The sequence below is a fragment of the Dactylosporangium vinaceum genome (assembly GCF_019904175.1).
In the GTDB taxonomy this organism is placed as follows: Bacteria; Actinomycetota; Actinomycetes; order Mycobacteriales; family Micromonosporaceae; genus Dactylosporangium; species Dactylosporangium vinaceum.
Window position 1 is genome coordinate 1,375,912 of record NZ_CP061913.1, and the last position, 15,906, is coordinate 1,391,817.

11 protein-coding genes and 1 pseudogene are annotated in these 15,906 nt (G+C 70.4%); 11 read left to right on the forward strand and 1 reads right to left on the reverse strand.

The features are described from left to right. Nucleotides 1–4: 4 nt before the first annotated feature. The 9 genes and pseudogenes from Dvina_RS05985 to Dvina_RS06020 all read left to right on the forward strand — a co-directional run bounded on the left by Dvina_RS05985 (nt 5) and on the right by Dvina_RS06020 (nt 9,106). Entirely contained in the window at nt 5–1,051 is a 1,047-nt protein-coding gene (locus Dvina_RS05985; RefSeq protein WP_223101345.1) for a glycosyltransferase family 4 protein, read from the forward strand. Continuing rightward, nucleotides 1,048–1,923 carry a thiamine pyrophosphate-dependent dehydrogenase E1 component subunit alpha gene (locus Dvina_RS05990; RefSeq protein WP_246656058.1) on the forward strand — a complete coding sequence of 292 codons (876 nt, stop codon included), beginning with the start codon at nt 1,048–1,050 and terminating at the stop codon, nt 1,921–1,923. Before Dvina_RS05985 ends, Dvina_RS05990 begins: the two co-directional genes overlap by 4 nt. Beyond that, nucleotides 1,920–2,861: an alpha-ketoacid dehydrogenase subunit beta gene (locus Dvina_RS05995; RefSeq protein ID WP_223101346.1), complete on the forward strand. Its 942-nt coding sequence runs from the start codon at nt 1,920–1,922 to the stop codon at nt 2,859–2,861. The genes Dvina_RS05990 and Dvina_RS05995 overlap by 4 nt, the downstream gene beginning before the upstream one ends. Nucleotides 2,862–2,872: 11 nt before the next feature. Continuing rightward, nucleotides 2,873–3,010: pseudogene (locus tag Dvina_RS55650) on the forward strand (lipoyl domain-containing protein); the annotation flags it as partial. A gap of 219 nt (nt 3,011–3,229) precedes the next feature. Continuing rightward, complete coding sequence (locus tag Dvina_RS06000) at nt 3,230–3,964, forward strand: 2-oxo acid dehydrogenase subunit E2 (protein ID WP_246656059.1); 735 nt, start codon at nt 3,230–3,232, stop codon at nt 3,962–3,964. A gap of 10 nt (nt 3,965–3,974) precedes the next feature. Continuing rightward, a complete protein-coding gene (locus tag Dvina_RS06005; protein WP_223101348.1) occupies nt 3,975–5,030 on the forward strand; it encodes an NADPH:quinone reductase in 1,056 nt (351 codons plus the stop codon). A 322-nt stretch (nt 5,031–5,352) separates the two neighbouring features. Beyond that, complete coding sequence (locus tag Dvina_RS06010) at nt 5,353–7,212, forward strand: SCO2524 family protein (protein WP_223101349.1); 1,860 nt, start codon at nt 5,353–5,355, stop codon at nt 7,210–7,212. 2 nt (nt 7,213–7,214) lie between these two features. Continuing rightward, nucleotides 7,215–8,138: an SCO2523 family variant P-loop protein gene (locus Dvina_RS06015; protein WP_223101350.1), complete on the forward strand. Its 924-nt coding sequence runs from the start codon at nt 7,215–7,217 to the stop codon at nt 8,136–8,138. Further along, the gene (locus tag Dvina_RS06020) at nt 8,135–9,106 is read left to right on the forward strand and encodes an SCO2522 family protein (RefSeq protein ID WP_246656060.1); all 972 of its coding nucleotides are present in this window, start codon (nt 8,135–8,137) and stop codon (nt 9,104–9,106) included. The genes Dvina_RS06015 and Dvina_RS06020 overlap by 4 nt, the downstream gene beginning before the upstream one ends. On the opposite strand, the gene Dvina_RS06025 is transcribed toward Dvina_RS06020, so the two are convergent. Beyond that, nucleotides 9,103–10,038, reverse strand: coding sequence for an SCO2521 family protein (locus tag Dvina_RS06025; RefSeq protein ID WP_223101351.1), 936 nt, complete (start codon nt 10,036–10,038; stop codon nt 9,103–9,105). The genes Dvina_RS06020 and Dvina_RS06025 overlap by 4 nt on opposite strands. 176 nt (nt 10,039–10,214) lie before the next feature. On the opposite strand from Dvina_RS06025, the gene Dvina_RS06030 reads away from it, so the two are divergent. Both Dvina_RS06030 and Dvina_RS06035 read left to right on the forward strand, forming a co-directional pair. After that, nucleotides 10,215–11,189, forward strand: coding sequence for an NAD(P)/FAD-dependent oxidoreductase (locus tag Dvina_RS06030; protein WP_223101352.1), 975 nt, complete (start codon nt 10,215–10,217; stop codon nt 11,187–11,189). A 30-nt stretch (nt 11,190–11,219) separates the two neighbouring features. After that, nucleotides 11,220–15,584, forward strand: coding sequence for a HEAT repeat domain-containing protein (locus Dvina_RS06035; protein WP_223101353.1), 4,365 nt, complete (start codon nt 11,220–11,222; stop codon nt 15,582–15,584). The last annotated feature ends 322 nt before the right edge of the window (nt 15,585–15,906 follow it).

Genomic DNA, 15,906 nt, shown 5'->3' on the forward strand with positions numbered 1-15,906 from the left:
GGTCATGCTCGCCCAGAACATGCCGTACCGGCCCGGCCACGGCGGCGCCACGAAGTCCAACCGGCTGCTGCTGGAGGAGCTGGCCGCGCGCGGGCACAGCTGTGTCGCGGTGACCCGCGGCGAGCCGGGCGTGCGCACCATCGCCGGCGTCGAGGTGTTCGCGGAGGCCGGGCCCCGCCTGCCGCGGCTGGTGCGCGAGGTCGCCGGGGCGCGGGAGCCGGACTGGGTGCTCGTGCCCTCGGACGACCCGGGGCTGATGGTGCTCGGGTCGGCGCTGCGGGCGGCCCCGGAGCGGGTGGTGTACCTGGTGCACACCCTGCAGCAGCTGCCGTTCGGGCCGCGCACGTTCTACCCGAGCGGGTCCGGCCGTCGCCTGGTGGCGCGGTGCCGGGGGCTCGTGTCAGTGAGCCAGGCCGCGCGGGACTACGTGCGCGAGCACGGCGACCTCGATTCGACGGTGCTGTATCCGCACGTCTACGGCAGCCCCCCGTTTCCGGAGCTGGCGGACAGGTCCGGGCCGGTCACCATGGTCAACCCGTGCGGGTTCAAGGGGCTGCCGATCCTGCTCGGCCTGGCTGACGCCCGGCCCGATCTGCGCTTCCGGGCCGTGCCCACGTGGGGCGGCGTGGCACCCGAACTCGCCACCCGGCCCAACATCGAGATCGTCCCGGCCGCGGAGGACATCACCGAGGTGCTGCGGGGCAGCCGGGCGCTGCTGATGCCGTCCCTGTGGGACGAGACGTTCGGCTACACGGCGGTGGAGGCGATGCTGCACGGCATCCCGGTGCTGGCCGCTGACGTGGGCGGGCTGCGCGAGGCCATGCTCGGCGTGCCGCACCTGCTGCCGGTCAACCCGATCGTGGCCTATGAGCCGCAGCGCCCGGGGGAGGCGTATCCGCGGCCGGCGGTACCCCCGCAGCAGCTCGGGCCTTGGCTCGATGCTCTCGACCGCGTCGATGCCGCCCTGTCCGCCCGGGCCCGTGCGGCCGCGACGGCGTTCGTGGCCCGGATCGATCCCGGGGCGCTCGAGAAGTACCTGGTGAACCTGTGAGCGACGACCTCCGGATGCTGCTGCTGATCCGGCACTTCGAGCGTGCGCTGCTTGACCTCTTCGCGCAGGGGCTGCTGCACGGCACCACGCACACGTGCCTCGGGCAGGAGCCGGTGCCCGTCGCGCTCATGCCGCTGCTCGACGCCGACGACTTCGTGTTCAGCAACCACCGCGGGCACGGGCACTACCTCGCCCGGTTCGACGACCCGGCCGGCCTGCTCGCCGAGATCATGGGGCGGGACGGCGCCGTGTGCAACGGCGTCGGCGGCAGCCAGCACCTGCGGCGCGGCCGCTACCTGTCAACGGGCGTGCAGGGGGAGAGCCTGCCCCTGGCCGCCGGGGCCGCACTGCACCTGGCCCGGTCGGAGCCGGGCCGTCTGGCCTGTGCATTGATCGGCGACGGTACCTGGGGCGAGGGCGCGGTGTACGAGACGCTGAACCTCGCCGCGCTGTGGCGCCTGCCGCTGCTCGTCGCCGTGGAGCACAACGGCATCGCCCAGAGCACCCCGTCGGCGGAGGCGATGGCCGGCACGATCGCCGGCCGGGCCGCCGCGTTCGGCATCGCGCACGTGAGCGTCTCCCTCACCGGGGGTGATGCCGAGGGTGACGTCGCCGCCGCGCGGGCGATGCTCGAGGAGCCGCTCAAGCACGTCCGTGACGGCGCCGGCCCGCTCGTCGTCGAGTTCGCCACACACCGCCTCGGCCCGCACAGCAAGGGCGACGACACCCGTGCGGCCCATGCGGTCGCGGAGCTGCCGGACTGGTACCCCCGCCATGCCGGCTCGGCCCTTGATCGGCAGCAGCGGGACCGGGTCGCGGCCGTCGTCGCCGACGTCACCGCTCGCCCGCCGTCCACCTGGGACCCCCGATGACCGCGCGCGTGGCCGACGCCCTCAACGCCGCCCTGGGCACGCTGCTGGCCGAGGATCCGACCCTGTATCTGCTGGGCGAGGACATCACCGACCCCTACGGCGGCGCGTTCAAGGTCACCCGCGGCCTCTCCACCCGCTTCCCCGACCGCGTGCTCGGCACCCCGATCAGCGAGTCGGCGATCGTCGGCGTCGCCAACGGGCTGGCCCTGGCCGGCGACAAGGCGATAGTCGAGATCATGTTCGCCGACTTCGCACTGCTCGCCTTCGATCAGATCGTCAACGTGGCGGCCAAGTCGACGGCGATGTTCGGCCGCCCGGTCCCGATGCCGCTGATCGTCCGCTGCCCCACCGGCGGCAACCGCGGCTACGGCCCCACGCACAGCCAGAGCCCGCAGAAGCACTTCCTCGGCGTGCCCGGCCTCGACGTCCACGAGCTGAGCCCGTTCCACTCACCGCTGCCCGCGCTGCGGTCGATGCTCGGCTCCGGCCGCCCGGCGGTGCTGTTCGAGGACAAGGTGCTCTACGGCCGCCCGCTCGGCGTGCCCAGGCTGTTCGCGCTCCGGGAGGACACCGTGGTCATCGACGGCGCACCGTGCGACGACTACCTCATCGTCGCCCCGGGCGGCCTGGCCCACCGCGCGCTGGAGGCGATGGAGACGCTGCTGCGGCGTTACGAGCTGTGCGGCGCCCTGCACGTGCCGACCCGGCTCTACCCCTGGGACCCGGCCCCCGTCCTGCGCCACCCGGCCCGGCGGATCCTGGTCGTCGACGACGGGCCGCCGGGCGCGTCCTGGGCCACCGAGGTCGCCTATCGACTGCGGGACTGCGGCCGGCCGGTGCGGGTGCTGCACGCGGCCGACACCGTGGTGCCGACCGCGGCCCATCTGGAGCGCTCGGTGCTCGTCCAGGCCGCGACGATCGTGGGAGCGTTGAGGTGACCGAGATCCGGGTGCCGAAGCTGAACAACAACGACACCGAGTACACGCTCATCGAGTGGATCGCCGCGCCGGGGTCGCTGGTCCGGGCGGGCGATCCGGTCGCGACGGTGGAGACGTCGAAGGCGGCCGAGGAGTTGCCGAGCGCGGGGGAGGGGTACCTCCGTCAGCTTCTGCCGGTGGGCTCGTCGTGCGCGGTGGGAGCGGTGATCGGGCTCCTGGAGAGTTCTCCTGCCCTTGCTTCGGCGGCCCTCACTTCTCCGGCACCCGCTTCTTCGATACTTGCCTCGCCGGCACCCGCTCCTTCTGCCTCTGCTTCCCCCGCCTCTGCTTCTCGCTCTTCCGCTTCTCGTGCAACCGACATTTCGAATATGTCGGATATTGTGATCACCGAACCGGCGCTGCGGGTCATGGCCGAGCGTGGCATCTCACGGGCTGACGTGGAGGCGCTCGGGCGCAAGGTGATCCGGGTGGCCGACCTCGAAGCGCCGCCCGCCGATGAGCGGCTGCCGGCCGTCCAGCGGGCGGTCGCCGCGGTCGTGACGGAGTCGCTGGCGATCCCGCAGGCGTACGTGGCGCTGCGGGTGCCGGCGGACCCTGCTGTGGGGCGGGAACTTTCCCGGAAGTACCACCGGATGATCGGTCTTGTGGAGCTGACCGTCGCGGCCATCGGTGCGGTCGCGGCCGAGCATCCGGACTGCTTCGCGGCGTTCGTCCCACCGGACCGGGTGCGCCGCCACACCGCTGTCGACGTCGGCGTCACTGTCGACGTCGGGCGCGGCCTGCACGTGCCGGTCATCCGCGACGTGCCGGCCCTGTCGGTGGCCGACATCGCGGGCCGCCTGATGGAGCTGCGCACGACCGCCCTGCGCGGCCAGTTCCGCCCGGCCGACCTGGACGCGCCGGCCATCCTGCTGGCCCTGCACACCGACCCCGACGTGACAGCCGCGGTACCCCTGGTCCTGCCGGGCACGACGTGCGCCGTCTCGCTCACGGCCCGGGTCGGCGGCCACGTGGCGCTGGGGCTGGCGTACGACCACCGGGTGATCAACGGCCGCGGCGCCACGCTGTTCCTCAAGGCGGTGGCCGCCCGCCTGGCGTCATAGCCTGGTGGTCATGACTGGAAAGAACAGGGCGATCGTCTACTCCGAGTTCGGCGACGCCGGCGTGCTGCGCGAGGCCGAACGGGACATCGTCGAGCCGGGCCCGGGCGAGGTCCGCGTCCGCGTCGTCGTGTCCGGCGTCAACCCGACCGACTGGAAGACCCGCACCGGCGCCACCGCCATGGCCCCCGTGGCCGACGAGGGCCAGGTCCCCAACCAGGACGGCGCCGGCGTGATCGACGCCGTGGGCCCCGGCGTGACGGGCCTGCGCACCGGCGACCGGGTCTGGCTGATCATGGCCGCCTACCAGCGCCCGGCGAGCGGCACCGCCCAGGAGTACACGGTCGTCCCGGCCGACCGCGCGGTGCCCCTGCCGGACGGCGTGGGGTTCGAGGCCGGCGCGAGCCTGGGCGTCCCCGCGATGACCGCCCACCGCGCCCTGACCGTCCACGAGGGCGCGCCGCCCCGCCTGGCCCCCGGCGCCCTGGCCGGCCTCAACGTCCTCGTCGCGGGCGGCGCGGGCGCCGTGGGCAACGCCGCCATCCAGCTCGCGGTCTGGGCCGGCGCGACGGTGGCGGCCACCGTGAGCGGCCCGGAGAAGGCCGACCTGGCCCGGCGGGCCGGCGCCCACCACGTCGTGAACTACCGCGACGAGGACGCCGCCGCCCAACTCCGCAGCGCCGTCCCCGCCGGCATCGACGTGGTGGTCGAGGTGGCCGCCGCCCACAATGCCGAACTGAACCTGTCGGTACTGCGCCCGGGCGGGACCATCGCGATCTACGCCAACGACAGCTCAGGCGGCCCGCTCGCCGTCGACGTCCGCCGCAACATGGTGCTGAACGCGCGCTACCAGTTCGTCCTGCTCTACACCGTCCCGCGCCCGGCCCTGGCCGGAGCCGCCACCGCCGTGAACGCCGCCCTGACCGACGGCGCCCTGCGCTTCGGCCCGGAGGCCGGCATCCCGCTGCACGAGTACCCCCTGGCCGCCACGGCCGCCGCCCACGCCGCCGTCGAGTCCGGCACGGTCGGCAAGGTCCTGATCCGAGTGGCCGACAGCCGGAACGAGTAGGGCGTTCGGCCGATATCTGGAGTTTCTGCCGGGCCATCGTTCAGATATCGGCGAAGCACGATGTCATCCTGTCCCCGCGGAGCGCATAATCGGCAGGAGGGCGACGACGCCGGGCTGGGGGTGCGATCACTCGCGGAGCAGCGCATACGGAGATCATTATCGGTATTGCGGGCGGTTGCTCACGCCTTCGAGGAAAGATCGAGGTCGGCGCTCCGGCAAGAACTAGTCGTGAGGGTCATGGTGGCACCTTGGTGGCGCCGTTCATAATCGTCAGCGAGTAACGTCTGCGGTTGGTCGCCGGTAGTGGATGGTGGGGCGTTCGATGAAGGTTCATCCGCGGCAGGAGCTGTTGTCGATCTGGCGCGCCGTCGTGCGCAACTCATGGCGCAACGGCAAATGGAAGTGGGGCGGCCGGGAGAAATCCAACTCCATCAGCGACGCCGAACAACTCCTGTGCATCCTGCTGCCGGCCACCCAGCTCGACGAGTTCCGGCTGGAGCGCCCCAACGAGACCGACAACGAGATGGCCGACATCCTCAAGCCGCTCGGAGGAGTCCTCGACATCCCACCCATCCTGGTGAAGCTGCTGAACGAGTACTTCACCACCTACCGGGACTCCAGCGGCGCACCCACGTTCTCAGGCGGCTCGTACTTCGTCGCCGAGTCGGGTGAGAAGCCCGTCCCCGAGCAGTTGTCACTGCCGATCGTGGACTCGTACGCCATCTCAATGGTCCTGTCACTCGCCGCCCTCGGTTTCGCGCGCGTCTACCGCTCGTCCGCGCAGCGCAGCGAGACGTTGGACGACCTCGATAGACTGGAGCAACTTGCATCGACCCGGCTGAGTGCGGCAATGGTCGGGCTCCTGCGCAGTTTCTCGGTGAACGTCTTCGCGTACGAATCGGAGGACGGCGAGAATCTGGTCAAGACCCTCAATCAGGAGGGCATCGCCCCGAGCCGGCTGGTCGAGCGGCTGCGCCGCGAACTTCGCGAGACGCTGGCCAGCTTCAACAACACGGTCCTGATCGGCTCCGGCCGCCGTTCACTCGAGGAGCTCACCCTTCCCGACCGGCTCTTCGAGTGCGGTTGGTCGTGGGGGGTCGTCGAAGGCGCACCGGATATCGAGGTGGACGACCAGAAACTCGAGGCGAAGATCGGCGAGCAGCCGAAAGGCTATGCGCTTGACAAGCCGTATCTCTACTTCACGGTGACGGCGCTCGACGCGATCGAGGATCTGCTGTCCGAACGTACCCGGACCCTGAGCCTGCTCAATGAGGAGCAGCAGCGTCTGGCCCAGGCCCTCCAGCTGCGCTACGACCTGACCCGGACCTACTGGGCAACTGTCGCGACCTTCGGCGCCGGCCGCTGGCCGCTGGAGGACATGCCTTGGAAGACGGTCGACGGCGTCGAGTCCATCTATTTCACGCTCCTCGTGACCTCGCTGGCCGTGAAGGGCTTCACCCGTGAGCGGGGCTCCGACGCCGAGCTCGTGCGGGTCGGCGCCGTGCTGGAGGACCTGGCCGAGCGCGCGCTCATCACGTCGCGGGCCGTCGCGGGCGATCCGATGCTCAACCTCCACGACCCCGGCGTCATGCTGCTGCTGGAGGGCGCGGAGGTGGGCGGAGGCCCGACACTGCGCTGGCCGATCACGGAGTTCGCGGCCCTGCTCATGCAGCGCACGCACGTCATCGCCCAGCTGCTGACGGACGGCGAGCGCCGCTCGGACCTGATCGGCCTGGCCGACCGGGTGTGGAGTCACATCAGCGCCCGCCGGCTGCGCGACGAGACGACGGGGCGTGGCCTGTGGGACCAGCCCTCGCTGGTGTTCCCCAGTATCAAGACCCTCTATGAGGACACCTCGTGGTACTACACCGAGCGTGTCGTGCTGGCGCTCATCGCCGCGGCCCGAACCGTGCAGCGGCCGACGCTGCGCAGCAACATGCTGCACGGATATGCGCTGGAGCTCGTCATCGAGGCCGAGCACCTGCTCGACAAGGAGTTGTTGGCCGGAGCGGTGGAGGGCAGGGGGCCGATGGGCCGTTCAGTACAGCGCATCCGGGCCGATCTCTCCCGCGCCCGGCGATACGCCGGTGAGCGGCCGGCCACGTCGACCGCGCTGGCGATCGAGGCGCTGCAGAAGCTCGACGAGCTGGCTGCCGCCCGTATGAATGTGGCCGAGGGCTGACGATGCTTGTCTTCGCGGCGTCGGACAAGGGCGGCACCGGCCGATCGGTGACGAGCAGCAATGTGGTGTACCGCAGCGCGCTCGACGGCAATGACGTGTGCTATTTGGACTTCGATTTCGGCTCGCCGACGGTCGGCGCGATATTCCAGATCACCTCGGTCGCGCGCGGGACGAAGGACGGTGGTCTGCACAACTACCTGCTCGGCCGGAAGCCGGAGGCCCAGCGGCTGGACGTCTGGAACACCTCGGAGCGGACCATCCTGCGCGACCGTCCGGCCCGCGCCGGGCGCCTGCTGCTGTATCCCGGCGACGCCGGCATGGGCGAGTTCATGGCGGAGCACCGCGACTCCATCATCGATGCCTGCGTGAGGCTGTTCCTGCGGCTCGAAGAGGAGTTCGAGCTGACCCTCGTCGACCTCAGCGCCGGCCGGTCGTTCGCGACGGAGCTGGTCCTGGCGGCCACCGCCCGCCCCGAGCTGCAGAACGTCAAGCAGCGGTGGCTCGTCTTCCACCGCTGGACCAGTCAGCACGTGGTTGCCGCGTCCAGCCTGGTCTACGGGGCCGGCGGCATTCGGGAGACCGCGAAGAAGTACAACCATGACCCGGCCAAGATGACCGCCGGGCTGCGGTTCGTGCGAACCGCCGTCATCAACCCGGACTCCACCCACACCGAGGGCCTGACCCCGGCGCAGGACGCCTGGCTCAAGCGAACGCACCAGGACCTGCTGGAGTTGGCCGGCGCCAACCAGGTCGGCCGCAACGTCCTGCTCGGCGAGATACCGCTCGATCCGGTCCTGCAGTGGCACGAGCAGCTCATCTCCGATGACGACGTCCTGGCCTCGGGCATCGCGCGGCAGGCCACGGCCGATGCGTTCGCCGAGTTGGCCCTGTCCCTGATGGACGACTCCCGCTGGAGGGAGTCATGACGACCACCGCCGAGATGCGTTTCCGCGAGACGGTCGCCGAGCGAGGTGTCGCGTCCGTGCCCCTTTCACACGTGTCGATCGAACTCGGCCACTTCTATGCCGAGGACTTCAAGGAATTCCGAAATGACCCCGCCCTGCTGCGACGGCATTTCGAGCGGGTGGCACCCAGGGTCCAGGCGGCTCGCCTCGACGCGCAGCGGCGGTCGGGCTCCAAACGCCTCCGGGTCAGCACGTGCTTTCTCATCGACGACTACTTCACCCCGTTCGGCAGCCCGTCCGAGGTCATCCCCCTGCTGATCAAGGAGGCGTCGCACAGCGGCCTCACGATCGACTACCTGGCCCGGGAGTCCGGCTGCGCCGTCGCCGACGGGGTGCCGGTCGCGGATCTGGTCATGGCCCGCATCGTCGACGACCCGCCGCCGGGGACCAACGGTTCGCGGCCGCCGGCGTCGCTGAGCGGCTGGCTGTGCAACGGCCAGCGCTCGCCGTCGTTCGGCCTGACGGCGATGGACAGCGAGCCGGATGAGTGGCAGCCGCCGACGGAGAACGCGGCCAGCCGGCACGCGATCTTCGTGGACGTGCAGCTGTGGAGCAGCGGCAACGGCAAGCGGCTCTGGTCGTGCCCGTTCCTGGCCGCGGTGTGGCAGCTGCTGCGTCTCGGGCTCCTGCGCGATCAGGGCCTCAACGTGGCGCAGCCGAGGCTCTGGACGGGTGATCTGCCGACGGACTGGTCGCAGCTGCCGGCGGTCACGCAGCTGAACGAGGACGCCGACCCGTTCGCCGCCTACCGGACCGAGTCGGTGCTCGGCTCCGGCTTCCTGAGCGTCGAGCTTGCGGTGCGGACGATTCTGAGCCAGGTGTCGGTCGAGAAGGCGGTGCAGGAGCTTGTCGCCGGGCGGGCCCGGAAGGAGGGGCTGGACCTGCCGGACGACGTGGTGGACCGGATCGGCTACGCCTTCCACTCCTAGGCGGCCGAGCGTACGGCCTCCTGCATGAGCAGCATCGCGCTGAGCGTGATCTGATCCCGGACCCGGTTCACCGACAGGTCCCACTGCCGCGTGAAGCCCGGGCGGCGCTCCAGCGCGTCCCAGACCGGCAGGACGGCACCGTCGAGGCGGGCCGCGGGCATCCAGAGCGGCAGCAGATACTCGACGGCCGGTTGCAGGCGGCGTGTGCGCTGCATCGTCTCGGATGCGGTACTCATCGCGGTCTCGGTGATCGACAGCAGGGTGGTCAGCAGCCAGTCGTGCAGCGCGAGATCCTCACAGAGATCCAGCATCGCCTCGCGGTGCTCCTCCGGCCCGCGCAGCTGCAGGGTGCGCCGCGTCTCGGACTCGATGGCGAACGCGCCGACGATCTTGTCGTCGGGGGCATGCTCGATGACGCACCGCAGCTTGGTGCGCCGTGACCGGAACGGCGAGCGCCGGTCCAGGTCGGGCCGGCCCTGCACCGCGTCCAAGATGTGCGCGGCGATGCCTGCCACATCGAGCCGGTCCTCGGAGCGGTGGTTGGCCAGGAACCCGTCACGAAGATCTTCGAGCTTGGCGCGTCCGACGAATTCGATCCGGCCCGGATGCGACAGGTAGTGCGACCACGGCAGGCGGTGGCTCTCAGGGCTGCGGACGAGTGTGGTGAACGCGGAGCCCTGGAGGATGTGGCCCCCGGTGAGGGAGGCATGGGCGGAGACCGTGCCGATGGCCCTGACCTTCGCCCCGCTCGATGCGGGCAGCGCGCAGTCGACGCCGGTGAGGCGGTCGGGCGAGACGGCGTAGGCGATCGGGCGCTCGGACCGGCGGACGCGGGCACCCGGCGAGAGGTCGAGAAGGCGGGCCGCCTTCTCGCTGGAGACCGGCGTGGAGTGCTGTAAGAGGCCGGTGTGCACCTCGCCCAGGGTGAGCATTGTTCCTCCGTGGCTCTTGCCGCGGTCCTCCGTGAGGACCGCGAGGTCACTTTACCGATCGGACCCGCCCAATTCGCACGAGTGGTCAACTGATGGGGTCGGCGCCGGCGCGGTGCTGGCCGCACCACTGTCAGATCAATACGTACATCGATCTGTTGAGCGTCTATCTTATTGGGGTGGGCAGCTTCTCTGACGAGGTCGTGGTGGTCGGCGCGGGGGTCACGGGCTTGACGACCGCGGTGCATCTCGCCGAAAACGGACTATCTGTTGTTGTGTACAGCCGGGATCGCCCCGGCGAGACGACGTCGTGTGCGGCGGCGGCCTTTTGGGGCCCGCACATGGTCGACGACGATCGGGCGAAACGGTGGGGTCTGTTTACGCTGGAGCGGCTCATCGAACTGGCGGCGCGGCCGGGTACCGGAGTCGAGATGCTCTGGGGAGTGGAGGCCGAGCGGGTCCCGGGCTTGCCGTCGGGATACCTTTCCTGGCTGCCGGACGTCCAGGATTGTGGCCCACGCGAACTGCCGGATGGGTTTCGTCGCGGATGGCGATATGAGACACCGGTCGTCGAGATGCCGGAATATCTCAGCCATTTGGAGGAGCGATTCCGGCTGGCCGGTGGCCGCATCGAAATCGCCGAGGTCGCATCCTTGTCCGAGCTCGCGGACACGGCCGCTGTGATCGTCAATTGCGCAGGTCACGGCGCCGGGGTGCTGGCGTCCGACGGTGAGCTGGAGGCCGTGCGCGGCGAGATCGTGGTTGTCGAAATGCCTGGCCTGTCGGAGTTTTTCATCGAGCTCGACGACGGATCGAACGAGCTGACGTACTTTGTGCCCCAGGGTGATCGCGTCGTGCTCGGAGGGACCTGGTATCCGGGTCGGGCCGATACCGCAGTCGACTGGTCGGCCGCAAGGGAAATCGTCCGAAGGTGTGCCCGCATCGAGCCGCGACTCAGTGATGCGAAAATTCTCGACGTCCGCGTTGGCATTCGGCCGGTACGATCGAAAGTGCGATTGGAGCGCGTCGATCTTGATGGCGCCATCGTGATCCATAACTACGGTCACGGCGGCGGTGGTGTGGGCCTGTCGTGGGGCTGTGCGCGGGATGCATTCGAGCTCGTGACCGCGAAGGCCCCGGTCGGCGGCGCCTGAGCGCGTTTGGTGGTTTCGACAGGAGCGACTGTGGTCAGCGTCTATGTGTCCTCGACATTTGAGGACCTCAAGGATGAGCGACAGGCGGTCGTCACTGCGGTGCTGCGCCTGCGCGGGCAGGTGCGCGCGATGGAGCACTATGTCGCCGACTCCGCGCCCGTCGTCGCCGTGTGCCTGGAAGACGTCGCTCGCTGTGACGTCTACGTCGGCATCTTCGCCTGGCGTTACGGCACGATCGTCCCGGACCTGGACAAGTCGATCACCGAGCTCGAGTACCGCCAGGCCGTCGACACCGGCAAGCCGTGCCTGATCTTCCTGCTGCATCCCGACGCGCCGTGGCCGCGCTCGCGCATGGACTACCCCGATGCCGAGCGGATCGTCGGGCTGCGCGAGGAGCTGAGCAAGAGCGGGGATCGCATCGTCTCCTTCTTCAAGTCGAAGGACGATCTGGCCGCGCAGGTGACGGCCGCGCTGGCGCACGAGATGATCCGGATCGGCAGCATGCCGCCCAACCGGCACACCCTGGACGGCGAGATCGTGCAGGTGTACCTGCGCCGCCTGGAGCACCGCTACAGCCGGCTGAACCTCAACAGCATCGCGCTGCCCGAGCGTGAGGACCGGTTCGAGGTCACGCTGGCGGACATCTTCGTGGAGCAGTCGGTCCGCCGGGAGCCGCCGCCGTCCGAGCTGCCGCGCGACTGGCTCATGCGGATGGTCGACGAGGGGCAGATCGCTCCGGAGAACCTGCAGCACCACAAGGCCCCGGACGAGATCGCGCACCTGCGGGAGCTGTACTTCGCCCGGCCGCGCCAGCGCCTCTTCGACGCGGTCTGCGATCCCGGCCACCGCACCATGGTGCTGCTGGGCGATCCGGGAGCGGGCAAGTCGACGGTCGCCGGCTATCTGATGCTGGTGCTCGCCCGGGCGCGCAGCGACGATCGGCTGTCCGAGCTTGTCGATCACCTCCCGCTGATCGTCGAGCTGCGCGAGTACGACCAGATGCTGAGCCGCCGTGAGTGCGACGACTTCCTCAGCTACCTCGACCAACTGGCCGAGCGTAAGGGTCTGGGCCTGCCCAAGCGGGATCTACGGCAGTACCTCGACGCCAGTGGGCGGACGCTCGCGGTCTTCGACGGGCTCGACGAGATATTCGACCATGCCCGCCGGGACGCCGTCGCCCGCAGCATCGCGGAGTTCGCCGACGCATTTGCGTCGGCCCGGGTCATCGTCACGTCGCGGATCATCGGATACTCCCGCGGCACGCTGACGGGCGCCGGATTCGCCCACTTCGCGCTGCAGGACCTCGACGACGGACAGATCGAGGACTTCCTGGGCCGCTGGTTTCCGCGCATGCTGTCCGATCAGGTCGACGAGCCGGCGCACCGCCGCAGCGTGCTGATGACCATCCGGGAGTCGAACCCCATTCGCGAGCTGGCCGGCAACCCGCTGCTGCTGACGATCCTGGCAATCATCAGCCGGGTCAGCAAACTGCCGGGCGAGCGCTGGAAGCTGTACGACCACGCCACCGACGTCCTGGTTGCGCGCTGGAACACCGATCGCGGGCCGGTCGGCCGGCTGCCGGCGGGTGTCGACCTGAACGCGACGAACAAGAAGGAGATGCTGCAGCGGCTCGCCCGACGGATGCAGGGCGACGGCAGTGCGGCCGCCGTCAACTATGTCGGACCGGCCGCGCTCGGCGAGGTGTTCGCGGAGTACCTGGTCGACGAGGTGGCCGTCGACGCGGCAGTGGCCCGGGAGCACGCGGAGGCGATGGTCAGGCAGCTGCACGAGCGCGACTTCATCCTGAGCCAGTTCGGGCCCGATCTCTACAGCTTCGTGCACAGAGCATTTCTGGAGTTCTTCTGCGCCGAGTCGATCATCGGGGACTTCGGGCTCCGCCGCAGCATGTCGTTCGATGCACTGCACGAGCTGTACCTGACGCACTGGACCGACGCGTCCTGGCGTGAGGTCCTGCGGCTGGTCGCCAGCAAGCTCTACGGACCGCACGTCGGCGACATCATCACCCAGCTCATCAACCTGCCGGGCGAGCGGTGGCCGGCCCGCGAGTTCGCGAGCGCGCCGTGGAACCTGGCGCTGGCCACCCAGTGCCTGGCCGAGATGGACAAGCCGAGCCAGGCCGGCGCCGCGGCGGCGCAGCTCCTGGACCGGCTCATCATGCTGCTCGAGCACTGTGTGGCAATCGACGACCGGGACACCCTGCGGCTCATCGAGGACGAGATCCTGCCGGCCGCGCGCCGGATCGGGCCGGACTGGCCGGGGCGGGACAACTACCGCACCTGGTACGTCCGCCGCGGTGGCCGGCTGCTGTGCAGCCCGGTGACCGAGTACGCCGCGCGGTTGGCGGCGATCCTGTCCGGCCCGGACGACGACATCGGCAAGCTGTTCTCCGGCCTGGAGGGTCTCGGGGACAGCCGGGCCGCCTACGCGCTCGTCGCCGGGCTTTCCGAGCTGGCCGTGCGGGCCCGTCCGTCGACGCCCGCGGTCTTCACCGAGTCGCGTGTGGTCGTCATTCGCGACCAGCTGATCGGCCAGGCCCGCAGCGGCCCGTTCGGTCTCGTGCGGGTGGCCGCGGTGCACGCGCTGGGCGAGAACTTCGACTTCGAGCGCCACCCTCAGGTGGTGACGGTGCTGCGGACGCTCGCCGCCGACACCGCGGAGCCGCCGGCCATTCGAGCGGCCGCGATCCGCGAACTGCGGGCCGCCTTCAGCACCGACGCGCAGGTCAGGCCGGCGGTGATCGACTGTGCCCGGGCCGACGCCCCGTCCGTGCGGCGGGCCGCCCTCGAACTGCTGGGCCGGCTGGGCGGTGCGGACATCGCCGAGCTGCTGCTGGAGCGGGTGCGCGAGGACGACGACCCCGAGGCGGTGCGGCTCGCGGTCGAGGCGCTGATCGAGCGGTACACCGGCGGCGACGACGTGTTCCGGGCTCTGGTCGGCCGCCTCGGCCCCGAGCAGCCGGCCCCGCTGCGGCGTATGGCGGTCCAGCTGCTGGACGAGGTCGCCCGGCGGCCCGAGATCCGGGGGCCGCTCGAGCGGCTGGTCCGCGAGGATGCCGACGCCACGGTGTTCCGGGCCGCCGCGGACGCCCTGGCCGAGTTCGGCGATGCGGCCGCGACGGTCCGCGACGCGGCGATCGACCGCGCCCGGGGGGACCGCTACGACGCGGTCCGGCTGGCCGCGATGCAGGTGATCGCGGCTCGATATGCCACGGACACGGCGGCCCGCCAGATGCTGCTCGAGCGGGTGGCCCAAGACGCGAATCCGGTGGTCCGGGAGACGGCGGTGCGGATCCTCGGTGAGATGGCCGTCGGTGATGCCGCCATCGGGGATGCCCTCGAGAAGGCCCTGTTCGGTGACACCAGCCCGGAGGTGCGCCGGGCCGCCATGCAGGCGCTGACCATCCGTCTCGGGCTCAACCCGGCGAGCCGGGTCGACATCATCGGCCGTGCGCGGCTCGACGAGGACCCGGGTGTGCGCCTGGCGATCGTGCAGGCGATGAGCCAGCGGCGGGCGATGACCCCGCAGGCGCAGCGGCTCTTCCTGAACCGGGCCCGGCACGATCCGAGCGAGCGGATCCGGCTGGCCGCGGTGCGTGTGCTGGCGCCGCAGCACGAGGATCTCGAGACGTTCCACATGCTCATCGACATCGTCCGGACCGACCTCGACGGCGACGTGGTGCGGGCCGCCGTCCGGGCCGTCCGGGGCGTCGCTGACGAACGGGTGCGCAAGGCCCTCCTGTCGCGGTTCCGCACACCCCGGCTCGACAGCGACCGGCCGGCCGGCAACTCGGCGGTGCGGCGGGTCGTGGTGCAGATTCTGGCCGACGAGTTCGCGACGGCGCCGGATGTGCGCCGAGAACTGGCCAATCGCGTGGCCGACGACCCCGATCCCGGCGTCGTCGAGGCCGCGGCCAGTGGCCTGGCCCAGTCCGGCGGGCCCAGTGCCGACCTGGCACAGCGGCTGGACCGGCGGCTCGCCGACCCGGCCGTCCGGCGGGTGGCCGCCTGCAGCCTGATCCGATGGTTCGGCGACGACGTCGAGATCCAGCGGCGGGTGGCCGGGCTCTTCAGCGACTTTGACGCGGAAAGCCGGAGGGAGGTGTTGGCGGCACTGATCGAACTGCCGGAGCCGGCGCCGGAAGTGTGCGCCACGCTGGAGGACGCCACCCGCGATAGTGACTGGACGGTGCAGATCACAGCAGTCCGAGCGCTTGGAGAGCGGTTCGGAGAACGGCCGGGTACCGTCGAATTACTGAAGAGTATGGCCAGAGCGGACCCCGTCGGGGAACTCGGGCTGGTTGTCGGCCAGGTGATTACCTGCCTGCCCGGCTCGGTGCCCGGTGATCTCCCGGACATCCCGGACCGTAGAGACTAGGGGGATGCCCGAGAGGGTTGGGCGGGTGGACGACGGCAGCACTCCGGACGAGTGATCGCCGGTCCCTCGAAGCGTTTAAGGCTCCCTACCAGGGGCACCCCGGCCGAACGGTTCGTGTCCATTGGTTCGAGCAGACGTTAGGTGACTGGCAGGGGTGGCGGCCTTGGTGGCGTAGTGCATCATTAGCCGTTGACGGGAAGGGATCCTCCATGAGGCGACGGCCAGGGAAGCCGCCGCGCCCACTGGCGCGGTCGATCAACGTCGCCCAGACCAAAGTTTCCGCCCGTCGCGAGCGCCGTCACCGCCGTCGATTCCAGCCTAC